The 15,626-nt window shown below is 73.3% G+C and carries 15 protein-coding genes; 7 read left to right on the top strand and 8 right to left on the bottom strand.

The window, feature by feature from the left end; genetic code table 11:
• Positions 1-15: 15 nt before the first annotated feature.
• The 3 genes from ABZ883_RS28500 to ABZ883_RS28490 all read right to left on the bottom strand — a co-directional run bounded on the left by ABZ883_RS28500 (position 16) and on the right by ABZ883_RS28490 (position 5,707).
• On the bottom strand, positions 16-1,497 hold the full coding sequence (locus ABZ883_RS28500) for a DUF5719 family protein (RefSeq protein WP_360910997.1): 1,482 nt from the start codon (positions 1,495-1,497) through the stop codon (positions 16-18).
• The gene (locus ABZ883_RS28495) at positions 1,494-5,303 is read right to left on the bottom strand and encodes a glycosyltransferase family 2 protein (RefSeq protein WP_360910996.1); all 3,810 of its coding nucleotides are present in this window, start codon (positions 5,301-5,303) and stop codon (positions 1,494-1,496) included. The genes ABZ883_RS28500 and ABZ883_RS28495 overlap by 4 nt, the downstream gene beginning before the upstream one ends.
• 140 nt (positions 5,304-5,443) lie before the next feature.
• Positions 5,444-5,707 (bottom strand): WhiB family transcriptional regulator, encoded by a 264-nt coding sequence (locus tag ABZ883_RS28490; protein WP_018559705.1) that lies wholly within the window; start codon positions 5,705-5,707, stop codon positions 5,444-5,446.
• A gap of 593 nt (positions 5,708-6,300) precedes the next feature.
• Between ABZ883_RS28490 and ABZ883_RS28485 the strand changes: the two genes are divergently transcribed.
• Genes ABZ883_RS28485 through ABZ883_RS28475 form a run of 3 tightly spaced genes read left to right on the top strand, consistent with a single transcriptional unit; the run spans position 6,301 to position 9,108 of the window.
• Entirely contained in the window at positions 6,301-6,810 is a 510-nt protein-coding gene (locus ABZ883_RS28485) for a cysteine dioxygenase family protein (protein WP_360910993.1), read from the top strand.
• Between the two features lie 25 nt (positions 6,811-6,835).
• Positions 6,836-7,801: a 2-phospho-L-lactate transferase gene (gene cofD, locus ABZ883_RS28480; protein ID WP_360910991.1), complete on the top strand. Its 966-nt coding sequence runs from the start codon at positions 6,836-6,838 to the stop codon at positions 7,799-7,801.
• Entirely contained in the window at positions 7,798-9,108 is a 1,311-nt protein-coding gene (locus ABZ883_RS28475) for a coenzyme F420-0:L-glutamate ligase (protein ID WP_360910989.1), read from the top strand. Before cofD ends, ABZ883_RS28475 begins: the two co-directional genes overlap by 4 nt.
• On the opposite strand, the gene ABZ883_RS28470 is transcribed toward ABZ883_RS28475, so the two are convergent.
• Positions 9,105-9,500, bottom strand: coding sequence for a hypothetical protein (locus ABZ883_RS28470; protein ID WP_360910987.1), 396 nt, complete (start codon positions 9,498-9,500; stop codon positions 9,105-9,107). The genes ABZ883_RS28475 and ABZ883_RS28470 overlap by 4 nt on opposite strands.
• A 110-nt stretch (positions 9,501-9,610) precedes the next feature.
• Here ABZ883_RS28470 and ABZ883_RS28465 point away from each other — a divergent pair, with 110 nt between their 5' ends.
• Positions 9,611-10,282, top strand: a complete 672-nt coding sequence (locus tag ABZ883_RS28465) for a GNAT family protein (RefSeq protein ID WP_360910985.1) — start codon at positions 9,611-9,613, stop codon at positions 10,280-10,282.
• A 12-nt stretch (positions 10,283-10,294) separates the two neighbouring features.
• Here the strand turns inward: ABZ883_RS28465 and ABZ883_RS28460 are convergent, their stop codons facing one another.
• Positions 10,295-10,726, bottom strand: a complete 432-nt coding sequence (locus ABZ883_RS28460) for an ATP-binding protein (RefSeq protein ID WP_360910983.1) — start codon at positions 10,724-10,726, stop codon at positions 10,295-10,297.
• A gap of 112 nt (positions 10,727-10,838) precedes the next feature.
• Here ABZ883_RS28460 and ABZ883_RS28455 point away from each other — a divergent pair, with 112 nt between their 5' ends.
• Positions 10,839-11,705: a helix-turn-helix transcriptional regulator gene (locus ABZ883_RS28455; RefSeq protein ID WP_360910982.1), complete on the top strand. Its 867-nt coding sequence runs from the start codon at positions 10,839-10,841 to the stop codon at positions 11,703-11,705.
• Positions 11,702-11,887 carry a DUF397 domain-containing protein gene (locus ABZ883_RS28450; RefSeq protein ID WP_360910980.1) on the top strand — a complete coding sequence of 62 codons (186 nt, stop codon included), beginning with the start codon at positions 11,702-11,704 and terminating at the stop codon, positions 11,885-11,887. The genes ABZ883_RS28455 and ABZ883_RS28450 overlap by 4 nt, the downstream gene beginning before the upstream one ends.
• Here the strand turns inward: ABZ883_RS28450 and ABZ883_RS28445 are convergent.
• The gene (locus ABZ883_RS28445; protein WP_360910978.1) at positions 11,884-12,495 is read right to left on the bottom strand and encodes a hypothetical protein; all 612 of its coding nucleotides are present in this window, start codon (positions 12,493-12,495) and stop codon (positions 11,884-11,886) included. The two genes, ABZ883_RS28450 and ABZ883_RS28445, sit on opposite strands and share 4 nt — an antisense overlap.
• 103 nt (positions 12,496-12,598) lie before the next feature.
• Between ABZ883_RS28445 and ABZ883_RS28440 the strand changes: the two genes are divergently transcribed.
• Positions 12,599-13,378: a hypothetical protein gene (locus tag ABZ883_RS28440; RefSeq protein WP_360910976.1), complete on the top strand. Its 780-nt coding sequence runs from the start codon at positions 12,599-12,601 to the stop codon at positions 13,376-13,378.
• Between the two features lie 79 nt (positions 13,379-13,457).
• On the opposite strand, the gene ABZ883_RS28435 is transcribed toward ABZ883_RS28440, so the two are convergent.
• Both ABZ883_RS28435 and ABZ883_RS28430 read right to left on the bottom strand, forming a co-directional pair.
• Positions 13,458-14,390: a DNA-3-methyladenine glycosylase 2 family protein gene (locus ABZ883_RS28435; RefSeq protein WP_360911041.1), complete on the bottom strand. Its 933-nt coding sequence runs from the start codon at positions 14,388-14,390 to the stop codon at positions 13,458-13,460.
• A gap of 86 nt (positions 14,391-14,476) precedes the next feature.
• Positions 14,477-15,559, bottom strand: coding sequence for an NDP-sugar synthase (locus ABZ883_RS28430; RefSeq protein ID WP_360910974.1), 1,083 nt, complete (start codon positions 15,557-15,559; stop codon positions 14,477-14,479).
• Positions 15,560-15,626: the final 67 nt, after the last annotated feature.

The raw sequence follows: 15,626 nt of genomic DNA, 5'->3' as shown, positions 1-15,626 counted from the left end.
AAGCGGCGGACGCGGTCAGTTGAGGATCGAGAGGTCCTGCCGTGAGGTCGGCACCGCCACCAGCCCGCGGTCGTCCGGCATCGTCTGGACGGTGAACATCGGGACGCCGTCCCCCGGCAGCTCCAGGGTGCGCGAGGCGTAGACCGGGCCGCCGGAGGACGGCTCGACCGTGACCGCGAAGGTGCCCTTGCCGGCCGACGGGCCGGGCGGGGAGAGCACGACGGTCGTCCCGGCCTTGACGGAGAGCGTCTTGTCGACCGGCTCGCCGCCCGAGGTCGACGCCGAGGTCGTGATCTTGACCGTGGCGTCCGTCTTGACCGCGGTGAGGGCCAGGGTCGAGCCCTTGGTGCGGTTGTCGGCGACGGTGGCGCGGTCGCCGACGGGCGCGGTGGCGGGCAGGAAGGCGATCTCCTGGTTGCTGCCCTTGCCGCGGGTGATCTGGAGGGCCGCGACGACCGGGGCCGCGCCCGTGGTGCCGCTCGGGGCGAGGACGAGCGAGCCCGCCTCGCCCTTGGTGACGTCGCCGAGGTCGACGGTGGAGGTCATGCCGCTCTTGACGTGGACGGTGTCGTGGCCGGCCGGCGTGATCTCGCCGCCGGAGGCCGCGAGCCGCAGTTTGAGGTCGGCGTCGTCGTCGCCGGTCGCGAAGACGACCAGCCGCACGGACGTGGCGTCGGCGGGGATGCCCGGCATGACCACGGTGTCCGCGGGGTCGGCGGCGGCCGCGAGCCAGTCGCCGCCCGCCTTGCTGTCGGCGGCCTCGACGGTGGCGCCGACCCGGCCGCTGCGGGCGCTGACGTGGAGGGTGAGGCCGTCGGTCTTCTCGGGGGTGAGGGTCGACAGCAGCACCGGGACGGAGGCGCCGGGCGGCACGGTGATGCCGTCGCCGGTCTCGGTCTTGATCTGGCCCTTGGGGCCGTAGAGCTCCAGGTCGACGACGGCCGCGTTGTCGTCGGGGTTGGTCAGGTGGACGTAGTCCTGCCGGTTCGCGGCCGTGCTGACGGCCGGGAACCAGAACTCGCTGTCCGGCACCGCGCAGGAGGTGCCGAGCACCGCGCGCGCCGGGCCGGCGTCGATGACGGTGGTCTGCTGCACGGTCCAGCCGGGGGCCAGGGCCCCGTCCGCGGTGCCGATGAGGGCCGGGGCGTCGGTGCGCTCGGTGGTCGCGGTGACGGGCTTGCCCGCCTCCTTGAGCGGGGCGACCGGCTTGGGCTTGCCTGCGGGCGCCTTGCCGTTCTGGCCCGCGGCGGGCAGCAGGGCGGCGGTGCCGGCGCCGCCGGCCGCGCCGCCCTTCGGCGTGAACGACGTGTACGTCGTCGTCGCGAAGTCCGAGTCGGACGGCGCGGGGCAGGTCAGCGTCGACCGTTCGACGGGCAGCCGGGCCGCGCTCGCGGCGGGCGCGGCCTCCGGGGTGCCCGCGCCGGTCAGGGTGGCGATGCCGGTGACGGCGGCGAGCGCGGCGGTGACGCCGATCAGGGAGAGGGCGCTGCGGTTCACTGCTGGTTTCTCCCGTCGCGGCGGTAGCCGTCCGTGTCGTACGCCGGGTCGTAGGGGGTGTAGGAGGGGTCGTAGGGCTGCTGCTCATAGCCCTGTTGCTGGTCGTAACCCTGCTGCCCGTAGCCCTGCTGCTGGTCGTAACCCGGCTGCTGCTGCTCGTAGCCCTGCTGCCCGTAGCCGTGCTGGGGCTGCGGCTGCTCCTGCTGCTCGCCGTAGCCGTAGGGGTCGTAGACGGGCGGCTGCTGCTCCTGCGGCTGCTGGGCGGGCTGCTCGTAGCCGTAGGTGCTCTGGTAGTCGGCGGCCCACTGCTCCTGGCCGTACGGGTCGTCCTGCTGGGGCGCGGCGGCGTAGGGGTCGTACTCCGGGTACTCGGTGTACTCGGCCGCCTGCTCCTCGGGGCCGTCGTGGCCGGTCGCGTCCGGGTCGGTGTCCTCGCCCTCGGCCTCGGCGGCGGCGCGCAGCCTGCGGGCGCGACGGCCGTCGCCGGTGGCCTGGGCGGGGATGTCGGCGACCGCGGCGGCGCCGGCGGGGACGGGTTCGGTCTCCGGCAGGTCGTCGTCGATCTCCCGGCGACGTCCGGGCAGGGCCATGACGACCAGGACCAGGGCGAGGAAGCCCTGGGCCCACACCCACACGACGTGGGTGAAGGGGTCGTCGTAGGTGAGGTCCAAGTGGCCGCCGGTGGCGGGGAGTTCGAAGCCCTGGGCCCAGCCGTCGACGGTGGTCGCGGTGAGCGCGCGGCCGTCGAGGGTGGCGTTCCAGCCGGGAGCGACGCTGTCCGCGAGGCGCAGGACGCGTCCCTCGGGGCCGGTGGGGATCGTGGTGTGCGCCTCGACCTTGCCGGAGGCGACCATGACCGGCTGGGTGCTCGCGGCGTCCGCCGGCTGCGTGCCCGTCGTGTCACCGGAAGCCGCGGGCTTGGGGACGATGACGAGGCGTGCCACATCGTTGTCGACCCGCCACAGCGCGCTGCCGTCGGCCTGGCTGAGCCGGGACAGGCCCGGGGTGCTGTCGAGGGTGCGGCTCATCTCGCGCGGTGCGCCCTGCTGGACGAGGACGTAGCGCACGGCGTAGCCGCCGAGTTGTGTCGCCTGGTCGGCGCCGGAACCGGCGACGAGGTTGGAGACGATCTTGTCCAGCCGGGTGTCGCCGCCCGCGGAGGCCGCGATCTCGGCGTCGCCGAGGCGCGCTCCGGCGCCCCGCACCAGGGCGTACGAGACACGGGCGGGCGTGCCCGACAGCACCAGGGTGCGGGCCTGGTCGCGGGTGGAGCCCTCCTCGGCGACGAACGCCGGGACCTGCGTCGGATCGCGGCGCTCCAGGGGGCCGTCGGCGCCGCCGGCCATCCAGCCGACCGCGGCGGACAGCGGGGCGAGGACGGCGGCGAGGGCGACGAGCGCGGCGGCGGGCTGGCGCCAGCCGAAGCCGGAGGCGGCGAGCCGTTCCTGTGCGTTCTCGGCGCCGACCGCGGCGGCGGCGAGCAGGGCGAGGCCGTACACCAGGGTGGCGGGTCCCGCCCACGCGGAGTTGTTGGCCGCGACCGCGAAGACCAGTCCGGTCAGGGCGGCCGCCCAGGCGCTGATGATGCTCAGCCGGCGCTCGCCGCGCAGCAGGGCGGCCAGCGCCGCCAGCACGATGCCGGCGAGCAGGAGGCCGCCGGCCGCGCCGGGGCCGCCGGGGTTGACCAGGACGAGGTCGGTGGCGGAGGCGGCGCGGGGGCCGTAGGGCAGGCCGGCCTCGAACAGGAACCGCTTGGGCTCGGTGAGCAGGTCCAGCGACCAGGGCGCGAGCACCACCATGGGGGCGCCGAGGATCGCGACGGCCCGCATCGCCAGCGGCACGACGAGGTGTCCCTGCCCGCGCACGAGGCGCAGCGCGACGGCGACACCGATGAGCACCAGCGCGATGGGCCAGGTGACCGGGGTGAAGGCGGTGGTGAGCGTCAGCAGCAGCGCGAAGGCCCAGGCGGCACGCCAGCCGGGGCGCACACCGCGGTCGACGGCGTCGCGGGACAGCCGCAGGCCCGCGGCGGAGACGGCGGCTCGTGCCATCAGCGGCAGCACGATGGCCAGCACGGCGGTGCCGAGCCGCCCGCCGGCCAGGGCGCCGGTCGCGGCGGGCAGGAAGGCGTACGCGACGGCCGCCCAGGCCCGCAGCAGCCGGGACTCGACCAGCGGCCGGGAGGCGAAGTACGCGCTGAGTCCGGCGAGCGGGACGGAGGCCACCAGGAGCACGGTCAGGGCGAGGCCGGTGCTGCCGAAGAGCACGTTCGACATGACCGCCACGATCGCCAGGTACGGCGGCGCGCTCGCGGTGCTGCCGGTGCCGAAGGCGTGCCAGGCTCCGAGGTAGGAGCCCCACAGGTCGCCCGCCCGGTCGGGGGCGGGCAGCAGCGCGCCGCCGGACAGGGCGCCGCCGCCGAGCAGCTGGCGGCAGGCGATGAGGGAGAACAGCAGCAGGACCGCGAAGAGCACGGGCGCGGGCTGCCGGGCGATCCGCTTGAGCAGGGCGAACTGCTCGATCTCCAGGTACTCGCTGTCGTCGTCGCCGCCGCTGGGGCCGGAGTCGAGGCCGCCGTGGCGGCCGGCGGAGGTGGCGTCGGCCTCGGCGCGGCCGGAGATGTTGCTGACGACCTGCTCGACGGTGGCCCGTACGGTCGCGCCGGGCGACGGGAAGAGCGGCCGCAGTTCGGCGGCCTCGACGGCGGGCCGGGAGCGCCGGCGGCGGGCGGCGAGGACGCGGCCGGGCCGCAGCAGCACCGACATCAGGCCGGTGATCTCGTCGACGGCCTGCTTGGGGACCTTGCCGACCAGGTAGGCCAGGGTGCGCAGCACGGTGCCGAGTACCAGGCGCGCGAAGACGTAGGGCAGCAGGGCGCCGCGGGTGTTGGCCAGCAGGGTGTAGACGGCGCCGGCCTTGTCGACGCGGTGCGGGTCGACCGCGGAACGGCCGGCGCAGTCGACGGGGCGGCGCTCGCGGGAGGCGGCCTCCGCGTGCCGCATGACGGCGTCGGGGGCGATGAGGACGGTGTGCCCGGCGGACTGGGCGCGCCAGCAGAAGTCGACGTCGTCCCGCATGAGGGGCAGCCGCCGGTCGAAGCCGCCGAGCTCCTCCCACACGTCGCGGCGCACGAGCATGCCGGCGCTGGACACCGAGAGCACCGGGCGCACCTGGTCGTGCTGGCCCTGGTCCTGCTCGCGGCGCTCCAGCCCGGTCCAGCGGCGGCCGCTGCGGGCGATGGTGACGCCGACCTCGAGGAGCTGGCGGCGGTCGTACCAGCTGCGCAGCTTGGGGCCGATGACTCCGGCGGAGGGTGCGGAGTCGGCGACCTTGAGCAGGCCGTGCAGGGCGTCGGGGGCGGGCTCGCAGTCGTCGTGGAGCAGCCAGAGCCAGTGCACCGGCTCGCCGTGGGGCTGCTCGGGCTCGTCGTAGGCGCCGTCGTCCCAGGTGCGCGAGGCCGGGTCCCAGCCGCTGCGGCGCTGGAGGTAGGGGAGCTCCTCGGCGGTCATCGGCGGCGCGGCGCGGACGCACTCCTCGACGGCGGCGCCGAAGCCGCTGCGCCGGGCGAGATGCAGGACGCGGTGGTCGCCGAGGGACTCGGCGAGCAGCCGGGCGGAGTCGTCGGCGCTGCCGGTGTCGGCGGCGATGACGTCCTGGACCGGGCGGTCCTGGGAGACCAGGCCCGCGAGCGCGTTGGGCAGCCACCGGGCACCGTCGTGGGCGACCAGCACGGCGGTGACGACGTGGCGCGGGAACTCCGGAGCCTGGGCGGCGTATTGAGTCCCTGCTGAGCTGTTCACGGACATCGAGGTTCGGGCCCCGGTTCGCTGGACTTCGGACGACGCCTCAGGCGTCTCGGACGGGCCCCCACACTAACGGTTGCGGGAGGCCGCCCTTCCGGGTCCGGAGCACATATGGGCACGAACACGACGTGCCGGGCGTGGGTTCAGACCACGCCCTTCTTCAGGCGGCGCCGCTCGCGCTCGGACAGGCCGCCCCAGATGCCGAAGCGCTCGTCGTTGGCGAGGGCGTAGTCCAGGCAGTCGGAGCGGACCTCGCAGGCGAGGCAGACCTTCTTGGCCTCGCGGGTGGATCCGCCCTTCTCGGGGAAGAACGACTCGGGATCGGTCTGCGCGCACAGCGCGCGCTCCTGCCACCCGAGCTCTTCGTCGGCCTCTTCGGCCAGCAACAGCTGGAACAGCTCGGTCATGCGCGCCCCTCGTCTGTTTTCGCTTCCCCGTGATGTTGCCGTTACCTGTGACGGTCGAACGACACGAGTGAAATTACAAGTGTGCCGATACGGGCCAGTCAAGCCGAGATCTGCTATTGGGCCCGTTATTCACCCTGCGGAACCAAGGTCTGACGGAAAGTGTTCAAATCAGTCCAAACGTCCGCATACGTCAATCGTGATCGACGTCCGCGGGGGACCGGCGATCACGATGAGATCACGAAAACACAACGACGTTTCCCGGGGAGACGTTCCTGCGTGCCCGTGGGTTGCGTCCGCACCTTCCCGGGGCGGGGATGCACAAACCTTTCACCTGGTCGAATAGCCGGATCAGGTGAAAGTTTTCCGACAAACCGGATGTCAAGTTGACAGACACCCCGGGGAGCCGGTGTGCTGGGGCGCATGCCAGTGACCCACGCGCCTCTCCGGATCCGCCGCCTCGGCGGCTTCCGTCGTGCCGTGGGAGCCCACTGTCGCTGTTCCAGCTGTTGCCGCTGACGCTCTTCCTTCCCAGCCTGCACAGCCTCATGCGCCCTGCCTGACGCTCCTCACTTCCCGTAGGAACTCCCGCACCCATGAACAGCGACGTCTCGATCGCCGGCGACCCGCTCGCCCTCCCGCACCTCCTGCCGCCCGTCCCCGCCCACCCCGTCACGGTGGCCGAGTTCGCCGGGCTGGCCCGCCGCATCGCCGGCGACCGCGCCCACTGGGCGCCGCGCGTGCGCTACGACGCCACCACGCGCTGGTACGACCGGCTGCGCACCGGCCCCGGTTACGAGATCTGGCTGCTGAGCTGGGTCCCGGGCCAGGGCAGCGGGCTGCACGACCACGGCCGCTCCAGCGGTGTGCTGACCGTCCTGGAGGGCACGCTGACCGAGCGCGCGCTGGGCGGCAACGGCGAGGTGCGCCGTTCACTCTCCGCCGGGCACCAGCGGGTGTTCGCCCCCGGCTACGTCCACGAGGTCGTCAACGACTCCCTGGAACCGGCGGTCAGCCTGCACGTCTACTTCCCGGGCCTGACCGAGATGACGCCGTACGCCTGCACCTCGCGGACCCCCGCAGCCGAGGGGACGTTCGCAGGCTGACAACCGCGGCTGCAAGACTGTCCGCATGCGAATCGTGGTACTGGCCGGTGGCATCGGAGGCGCCCGCTTCCTGCGCGGTCTCAAGGAAGCGGCGCCGGACGCGGACATCACCGTGATCGGCAACACCGGGGACGACATCCACCTGTTCGGGCTGAAGGTCTGCCCCGACCTCGACACCGTCATGTACACACTGGGCGGCGGCATCCACGAGGGCCAGGGCTGGGGCCGCGCGGACGAGACCTTCACGGTGAAGGACGAACTCGCCGCGTACGGGGTCGGCCCCGAGTGGTTCGGCCTGGGCGACCGCGACTTCGCCACCCACATCGTGCGCACCCAGATGATCGGCGCCGGCTATCCGCTGAGCGCGGTCACCGAGGCGCTGTGCGCGCGCTGGAAGCCCGGCGTACGGCTCATCCCGATGACCGACGACCGCATCGAGACGCACGTCGTGATCGACGACCCGGACGGCGGGGCCGGCCGCAAGGCCGTGCACTTCCAGGAGTACTGGGTACGGCTGCGGGCCTCCGCCGAGGCGTACGCGGTGCTGCCGGTCGGCGCGGAGGCCGCGAAGCCGGCGCCCGGCGTGCTGGAGGCCATCGCCGAGGCGGACGTCATCGTCTTCCCGCCGTCGAACCCGGTGGTGTCGGTCGGCACGATCCTGGCCGTGCCCGGCATCCGCGAGGCCATCGCCGAGGCGGGCGTGCCGGTCGTGGGCCTGTCCCCCATCGTCGGCGGCGCCCCGGTGCGGGGCATGGCCGACAAGGTCCTGGCCGCCGTCGGCGTGGAGTCCACGGCCGCGGCGGTCGCCGCGCACTACGGCTCCGGGCTGCTGGACGGCTGGCTCGTCGACACCGTCGACGCGGGCACGGTCGACGAGGTCGAGGCAGCGGGCATCCGCTGCCGGGCGGTGCCGCTGATGATGACGGACCTGGACGCCACCGCCGCGATGGCCCGCGAGGCGCTGAAGCTGGCAGAGGAGGTCCGGGCGTGACCGCCTCCGCTTCCTACCGCGTCTGGGCGGTCGGCGGACTGCCCGAGATCACGGCCGGCGACGACCTGGCGAAGCTCGTCGCCGCGGCCGCCGGATACCTGGAGGACGGCGACGTCCTCGTCGTCACGTCGAAGATCGTCAGCAAGGCGGAGGGGCGCGTCGTCCACGCCGACGACCGCGAGGCCGCCATCGACGCGGAGGCGGTCCGGCTGGTCGCCCGGCGCGGCCCGACACGGATCGTGGAGACCCGGCACGGCTTCGTCATGGCCGCGGCGGGCGTCGACGCCTCCAACACGGCGCCCGGCACGGTGCTGCTGCTCCCCGAGGACCCGGACGCCTCCGCGCGGACGATCCGCGCCGGCGTGCGCGAGGCCCTCGGCGTCAACGTCGGCGTCGTGGTCACCGACACCTTCGGGCGCCCCTGGCGCGAGGGGCTCACCGACGTCGCCATCGGCGCGGCCGGGGTCCGCGTCGTCGACGACCTGCGCGGCGCGACCGACTCCCACGGCAACGAACTCGCCGTCACCGTCACGGCGCTGGGCGACGAACTGGCCGCGGCCGGCGACCTCGTCAAGGGCAAGGCGGGCAACACCCCGGTGGCCGTGGTCCGCGGCCTGGACCGCGTGGTGCTCCCGCCCGAGGAGAGCGGCAGCGGCGCCCGCGCACTGGTGCGGTCCGCCGCCGACGACATGTTCCGGCTGGGCACGTCCGAGGCGGTGCGCGAAGCCGTCTCCCTGCGCCGCACGATCCGCGACTTCTCCGACGTCCCCGTCGACGGGGACGCGGTACGGCGGGCCGTGGCGCTCGCCGTCACCGCCCCGGCGCCGCACCACACGACGCCGTGGCGCTTCGTGCTGCTGGAGACCGAGACCGCCCGGGTGCGGCTGCTGGACGCGATGCGCGACGCGTGGATCGCCGACCTGCGCCGCGACGGCCGCAGCGAGGAGTCGATCGCCAAGCGCGTCCGCCGCGGCGACGTCCTGCGCCGCGCGCCCTACCTGGTCGTCCCGTGCCTGGTCGCCGACGGCGCGCACGACTACCCCGACCCCCGGCGGTCGGCGGCCGAACGCGAGATGTTCGTGGTCGCCATGGGCGCGGCCGTGGAGAACTTCCTGGTCGCCCTCGCCGGCGAGCAACTCGGCTCCGCCTGGGTGTCGTCCACGATGTTCTGCCGCGACGTGGTCCGCGAGGTGCTGGACCTGCCGGACGGCTGGGACCCGATGGGCACCGTCGCGATCGGCCGCCCCGCGGTCCCGCCGAAGGACCGTCCGGCACGGGGCGCTGAGGCGTTCATCGCCGTGCGCTAGGCGTCCCTCGGGACGCCGTTGCGGATGTGGTCGGTCCGGCTCAGGACGCCGGTGACGCTGTCCCGGTACGGATGCCGCTCCGTCCGGGGCAGGGACACCTCGGTGAGCCTGCCGTCGTACATCATCCACAGGCCGCAGCAGTGGTCCTCCTCGTCGTGGATCAGGACCTGCAGAGAGTCGGGGACGGGCCACGGAAGGGACTCCAGATGCGTCAGCAGGCCCTTCCAGTTGAGACGCCAGAACTCCACGACCCACATCCCGACGCCGAACAGACCGGGCTGGACGCGCTCGAAGCACTGGTGCCACTGCCGTTCGTCGTCGGGACGGGTCAGCGGCTCCATGACCTCGGCGGCGTCCTGCGCGATCACGACGACCTGGGCGAATCTGCTCATGGGCCGCAGTGTGCCGGGCGTACACGATGTCCGCGCAAGCCGTTTTCGCGGGCGCCCGGCGCGCGGGAAAACCGGTCGACGCCGGGTCGGGCGCGGGGCAGGCTCCGGGCATGGAAGAACATGTGTGGCCCCTGTACGGGCTCCGGATCACCACGCCGCGGCTGGAGTTGGGCCTGCCGGACCTGGCGGGACTCGTGCGGCTGGCGGGCGTCGCCGCCGCCGGCGTCCACGACGAGGCCCGCATGCCCTTCACCGTCCCGTGGACCGACGCCCCTCCGCGGGAGCGTGAGCGGGCCACGTTCCAGCAGGTGCTGGGGACGGTGGCCGCGTGGCGTCCGGAAGCGTGGACGCTGAGCCTGGCCGTGCGGTGCGAGGGAGAGGTCGTCGGACGGCAGGACCTGTGCGCGGACGACTTCTCGGTCACCCGCGAGGCCCGGACCGGCTCGTGGCTGGGGCTGGCCCACCAGGGCCGCGGCATCGGCACGGAAATGCGGGCCGCGGTGCTGCACCTGGCCTTCGAAGGGCTCGGTGCCCACTGCGTGACGTCGGCGGCGATGACGGACAACCCGGCTTCCCGTCGGGTCTCCGACAAGCTCGGGTACCGGTTCGACGGCGTGTATGTGGCGGCCGTGCAGGGCTCCGCCCGGACCCTGCACCGGCTCCGCCTGGACCGCGCGGACTGGGAGGCACACCGGTCCGTTCCCGTCGAGATCCACGGACTGGAGCCGTGCCGGGACCTCTTCGGCGCCGGGGACGGCCTACGCGGCCAAGCAGTGCTCTGACATAGACGTCGGTCAGTCACCACAAGGAAGTTCGACGTCGGCCCGCACCGTCTTGCCGGGAGATCGGTCCACGACGTCCCACCGGTCCGCCAGCGCCTCCACCAGCAGCAGGCCGCGCCCCGATTCCGCCTCCGGACCCGGGGCGGCGGCCGGCAAATACGGCATCCGCTCACCACGGGTGTCGCCGACTTCGACGCGGAGCCGCCGCGCGGTGAGGATCAGGCTGAGCTCGAAGCAGCGGCCTCGCACCCGGCCGTGGGTGACGGCGTTGGCAGCCAGTTCGGCGACGATCGCCGCGGCCCGGTCGGAGACGTCGCTGCCGCGCGGGATGCCCCACTCTTCGAGCCTGCGCAGCGTCAGGTGGCGGGCGAGACGGGCCCCTGCACGGGTGGCACTGATCAGCTGCCCGAACTCGGCGGCGGGAGTGATGATTTCGGCGTTCACCTCACCGAGCGTGGCCGCCGCGGCCTACCCTGACCAGCAGCGGCGCCGGTACAGAGCGTGCCTGTACGGGTGCACTGTGTCGCCGGTACGGGTGTCCGGGGAACGAGGACGCATGGACGATGTCGTACGGGAGGAGCGCCCGCCGCCCGCGGAGGACGCGGATGCGTCGGCCGATCTGTTCCGGGCGCTCGGCAAGCAGGTCAAGCTGCTGCGCGAGCGGGCCGGGCTCACGCAGCGCGAACTGGGCGAACGCCTGGGGTACGGCGAGGAGCAGATCTCGTCGCTGGAGCGCGGCCGCCGGGTCCCGCAGCCGGATTTCCTGGCCGCCGCGGACGAACTGCTGGGCGCGGGCGGGCTGCTGCGGGCAGCGACGGAGGACGTCGTTCGCGCCAGGGCGAAGACCCGCGTCCGGCACCCGTCATGGTTCCGGGACTACGCCCGCCTGGAAGCGGAGGCGGTGGAGCTGCACTTCTACAGCAATCAGGCAGTACCTGGGCTGCTCCAGACCGAGGGGTACGCGCGCGCCATCTTCGCCATGCGGCGTCCCTTGCTGGACGAGGAAACCATCGAGCGCCGTGTCGCCGACCGTCTGGCCCGGCAGGAGATCCTCGGCCGGTGGCCAGCGCCGACCACCGGCTTCGTACTGGAGGAGGTCGTACTGCGGCGGCCGATCGGCGGCCCCGCCGTCCAGGCCGCGCAGCTCCAGCAGTTGCTGTCGGTGGGGCGCCTCCGCACGGTGGAACTCCAGGTGATGCCGACGGACCGCGAGGAACATCCCAGCATGGCGGGCCCCTTCACTCTGCTGACTCCCAAGGGGAGAGCTCAGGTCGCATATACGGAGGTGCAGAACGTGAGCCGTCTGATCACCGACTCGGAAGAGGTCCGCGTCATCGCCTCCCGGTATGGCATTCTCCGAGCGCAGGCACTGACGCCGCGCGAGTCTCTGGCCCTGATCGAGAAGACACTGGGAGAGCTATGAACACTGAAGCGCTTGCCTGGTTCAAAAGCAGCCACAGCAGCGGCGAGGGCGGCGAATGCGTCGAGGTCGCCGTCGGGCAGGGGATCGTGCACGTGCGGGACTCCAAGGACCCGGACGGGCCGAGGCTGGGCTTCACCTCCGCCGGGTGGGCCGACTTCGTCGGCTTCGCCGCCGGGCTCTAGACCGCGATCGCCCGGCCGCCCTCCGGGTCGACCGGCGCCGGGAAGCCGAGCCGTTCCAGGAGGATGGCGAAAAGTTCCTCGGCGAATGTCTCCTTCGACCGCAGGACGTCCTCGACGGCCTCGGCCGTCACGCCCTCGCCGAATCCGGCGGAGCGGGCCCAGGCCAGGACGGCGCGGGAGGCATCGGGGATGCCGGCCTCCAACTCGGCACGGGTTCGGGCCATCGCCGCCTCGAACTCCGCTGTGACGTAGTAGTGGATGGGATCGTCGACGTCGTCGGGGGCGTGCGTCAGCAGGGCGGCCGCATTCCCCACGTTCAGCCATGCCTCCCAGCGTTCGGCGCCGGGTGCGAGGCCGAGCACCCAGGCGAGATCGCTGTCGAGCACCGAGGCGACGCAGGCCGGCGCCCCGGTCCAGTGGACAACCTCGCGCAGGACCTCGTCCAGGTCGTCCAGCACCTCGTGGTGGAACTCGGCGGTCTGCCAGCCTCCGGGCCTCGGCCAGAGGGTGACCACGGAGTCGCGGTCGTCCCGGACCGCGTCGAACAACGCCGTGTCCAGCAGCGGCCGCTGACTGCGGGCGACGACCAGTACGCGCGAATATCCCATGGTGGCTCCCCTCCGGCTCCCTGTCCCGGCACACTACGGCCGGCCACTGACAATGGCGTGGCCAAGCGTTCGAGCCTCGTGATCTCATACCGGCATGGCGGGGATGAGCATCACAGTGTGCCTACCGGGCGCGGTGGCGGATCGGTTGGATGCGGCGGTCGCAGAGGCGTTGGCGCCGTTCGAGATCGACGGTTCGGCAGGAGATGAGCTGGACATCTGGGACGCCTGGTACATCACCGGTGGCGAGAAGAACGGGAACGGCTTCAATGTTCTGCCCGGCTGTGAGCGGGATCCGCGACTGATCCAGTCGCGGATGTGGGACAGACCGTCCGAGGTGCTCCCGAACGCCTTCGGCTGGTGCGCCGGCGGTCCCCGCGAACTCCTCGACTTCTCCGCATCGCACGAGGAGGCACGCCGGCTGGCCGATGCCGCGTGGCGGCGGTGGCACGAACTCGCGGCCGAACTCCCGCCCGCCCAGCCGTGGTCGGTGTTCCACGACCGCATGGTGACCGAGGACGCCCCCTCGGACGACTACCGTGCCCAGCCGCTCGTGACGGCCTTCGACCGCTATGTGGAAACGCTGCCGACCGAGCGCTACTGGCTCTGGTTCCTCCACTTCCTGGATCCGGTCGTCGACGTCGGAAGCGTCGAGCGCGAGGAGTTCGTCGAGCAGGGGGTCGCCTTGTCCCTCCTCAGGCGCAACGTCCTCACGCTGGACGGCTGGTGGTACGAGGACGGTGAACCCGGAATCCACGGGGCGTGCCAGAGCAGGGCGACGTGTCCGCACGCGCCCGCACTGCCCGCGGGCCAAAAGCACATGGACGGGTATCTGCGTGACCTTCCCGGTGACACACTCCTGGTCAACGTCAAGTGCCACGTGTGACGCTGCAAGCCCGGCAGGGGCGCGTACAGGACCGCTCCCGCAGCCGCTGACCGCAGTTGACGGGCGTGGGCCCTGGCCGTCAGAGCGGGACGATGTTGCCCGGGGCCATGCGGGGGGCGCGGCGCGGGGGGCGGCGGCCGGTCAGCAGGATGAGGCGGGCGGCACGGTGGCGCTGGCCGGCGTAGGGCTCCAGGAGCTCCAGCATGGTGGCGTCGTCGGTGCGGTGGGCGCCGGTGAGTGCGTAGCCGACGGTGTGGGGCAGATGGAGGTCGCCGACCGTGACGGCGTCGGGGTCGCCGTTGCTGCGCTGGAGGGTCTCGGCGGCGGTCCAGGGGCCGATGCCCGGGATCGCCTGGAGGCGGGCGGACGCCTCGGCGGGGCCGAGTCCGGTGGCCTGCTCCATGCGGGCGGCCGCGCGGGCGGCGCGCACGGCGGCCGCGGAGCGCTTGCCGTCGACGTTGGCGCGGTGCCACTCCCAGGAGGGGATCATGGCCCAGCCGCGGGCGTCGGGCATGACGCGCATGCGCAGTTCCTCGCCGGGGCCGGGGGCGGGCTCGCCGAAGCGCCACAGCAGGACGCGCCAGGAGCGGTACGCCTCGTCGGAGGTGACCTTCTGCTCCAGGATCGCGGGCACGAGCGATTCCAGGACCAGGCCGGTACGGGTCAGGCGGAGCCCGGGGTTGCGGCGGTGGGCCTCGTGGACGATCCGGTGGCGTGCGGTGAACGCGTCGGGCTTGTCGGCGTCGCCGAGCAGTTCCGGCAGCCGGTCGAGCAGCCAGTCGGCGCCGGGACCCCACGCCTCGGCCTCGACCTCGCCGCCGGCGGGGTGGGCGATGCGGAGGGTGCCGGGGCCCTCGGGGGTGCGTGAGGCGCGGTAGACCGCGCCGTCGGAGCCCACCCGGAAGGCGGGGTCGCCGGGGCCGCGGCGCAGGGGTCCGAGGGTCAGGCCCAGGTCCAGCGGTCCGCGCGGGGTCCACCGGCGGATCCGGCCCTCGGTGCGCGGGCCGGGCACGCGTGCCGTCGCGCCGCGGAGGAGTCGGGTCTGCTCGGGATGCACGCCCCGAGCCTACGCGCCGCCGCTCGCCGTACCGGCCGGAATCACTGGTCCGACGAGAAGCGCAGCGCCCCGTCGGGGATGACCGCCCCGCACCAGACCCGCGCGCCGAAGCGCAGTTCGTTGTCCGCGCCGATGCGGGCGGAGTCGCCGATGACCGCGGTGTCGAGGACGGTGCGTTCGCCGATGACGGCGCCCTCGCCGATGAGGGAGTCGGTGACGACCGCGCCGGGGTGGACGACGGCTCCGGCCAGGACGGTGCTGCCCTCCACGACCGCACCGGCGCCGATGACCGCGCCTGCGGACACGGCCGTGCCGCCGGTGAGCTTGGCGTCGTCGGCGACGCGGGCGCCTTCCAGGACGAGGCGTTCGCCGCAGCGGCCCGGCACCGCCGGGGACGGGGCGCGCCCGAGGACGAGGTCGGCGGAGCCGCGCACGAAGGCGTGCGGTGTGCCGAGGTCGAGCCAGTACGTGGAGTCGACCATGCCCTGGAGGTGCGCGCCGGCGTTGAGCAGGCCGGGGAAGGTCTCGCGCTCGACGGAGACCGGGCGGCCGGTGGGGATGGAGTCGATGACGGAGCGGTTGAAGACGTAGGCGCCCGCGTTGATCTGGTCGGTGACGATCTCCTCGGGGGTCTCCGGCTTCTCCAGGAAGGCGGCGACCCGGCCGTCGGCGTCGGTCGGCACCAGTCCGTACGCGCGCGGGTCGTCGACCCGGGTGAGGTGGAGGGAGACGTCCGCGCCGCTGCGGCGGTGGGTGGCGACCAGGCCGGCGATGTCGAGGCCGGTGAGGATGTCGCCGTTGAAGATCAGGACGGGGTCGCCGGGCGCGGAGTCGAGGCGGTCCGCGACGTTGCGGATGGCGCCCCCGGTGCCCAGGGGCTCCTCCTCGGTGACGTACTCCAGGCGCAGCCCGAGGTCGGAGCCGTCGCCGAACCAGGGCTCGAAGACCTCGGCGAGGTAGGAAGTGGCGAGAACGATGTGCTCGACGCCCGCGGCACGGGCCCTGGCCAGCTGGTGGGTCAGGAAGGGGACACCCGCCGCGGGGACCATCGGCTTGGGGGTGTGCACCGTCAGCGGCCGCAGCCGCGTGCCCTTTCCGCCGACCAAGAGGATCGCTTCAGTCACCTGTGTTGTCTCCGCTTCCTGGCGGGGCCGAACGTACGAGCGGCCAATCCTATGCGGGTCTCGTCGC

The sequence above is a fragment of the Streptomyces sp. NPDC046977 genome, from assembly GCF_040644455.1.
Classification (GTDB): domain Bacteria; phylum Actinomycetota; class Actinomycetes; order Streptomycetales; family Streptomycetaceae; genus Actinacidiphila.
The sequence above is the reverse complement of the archived record's forward strand: the minus strand, read 5'-3'. Positions and strand labels throughout refer to the sequence as shown.

Excerpts from the sequence above, each read along its gene's own strand:
- ABZ883_RS28490 (WP_018559705.1), bottom strand. The coding sequence starts at position 5,707 with ATGACCGAGCTGTTCCAGCTGTTGCTGGCCGAAGAGGCCGACGAAGAG.
- ABZ883_RS28455 (WP_360910982.1), top strand. The coding sequence starts at position 10,839 with ATGGACGATGTCGTACGGGAGGAGCGCCCGCCGCCCGCGGAGGACGCG.
- ABZ883_RS28470 (WP_360910987.1), bottom strand. The coding sequence starts at position 9,500 with ATGAGCAGATTCGCCCAGGTCGTCGTGATCGCGCAGGACGCCGCCGAG.
- ABZ883_RS28465 (WP_360910985.1), top strand. The coding sequence starts at position 9,611 with ATGGAAGAACATGTGTGGCCCCTGTACGGGCTCCGGATCACCACGCCG.
- ABZ883_RS28485 (WP_360910993.1), top strand. The coding sequence starts at position 6,301 with ATGAACAGCGACGTCTCGATCGCCGGCGACCCGCTCGCCCTCCCGCAC.
- ABZ883_RS28450 (WP_360910980.1), top strand. The coding sequence starts at position 11,702 with ATGAACACTGAAGCGCTTGCCTGGTTCAAAAGCAGCCACAGCAGCGGC.
- ABZ883_RS28440 (WP_360910976.1), top strand. The coding sequence starts at position 12,599 with ATGAGCATCACAGTGTGCCTACCGGGCGCGGTGGCGGATCGGTTGGAT.
- cofD (WP_360910991.1), top strand. The coding sequence starts at position 6,836 with ATGCGAATCGTGGTACTGGCCGGTGGCATCGGAGGCGCCCGCTTCCTG.
- ABZ883_RS28445 (WP_360910978.1), bottom strand. The coding sequence starts at position 12,495 with ATGGGATATTCGCGCGTACTGGTCGTCGCCCGCAGTCAGCGGCCGCTG.
- ABZ883_RS28495 (WP_360910996.1), bottom strand. The coding sequence starts at position 5,303 with ATGTCCGTGAACAGCTCAGCAGGGACTCAATACGCCGCCCAGGCTCCG.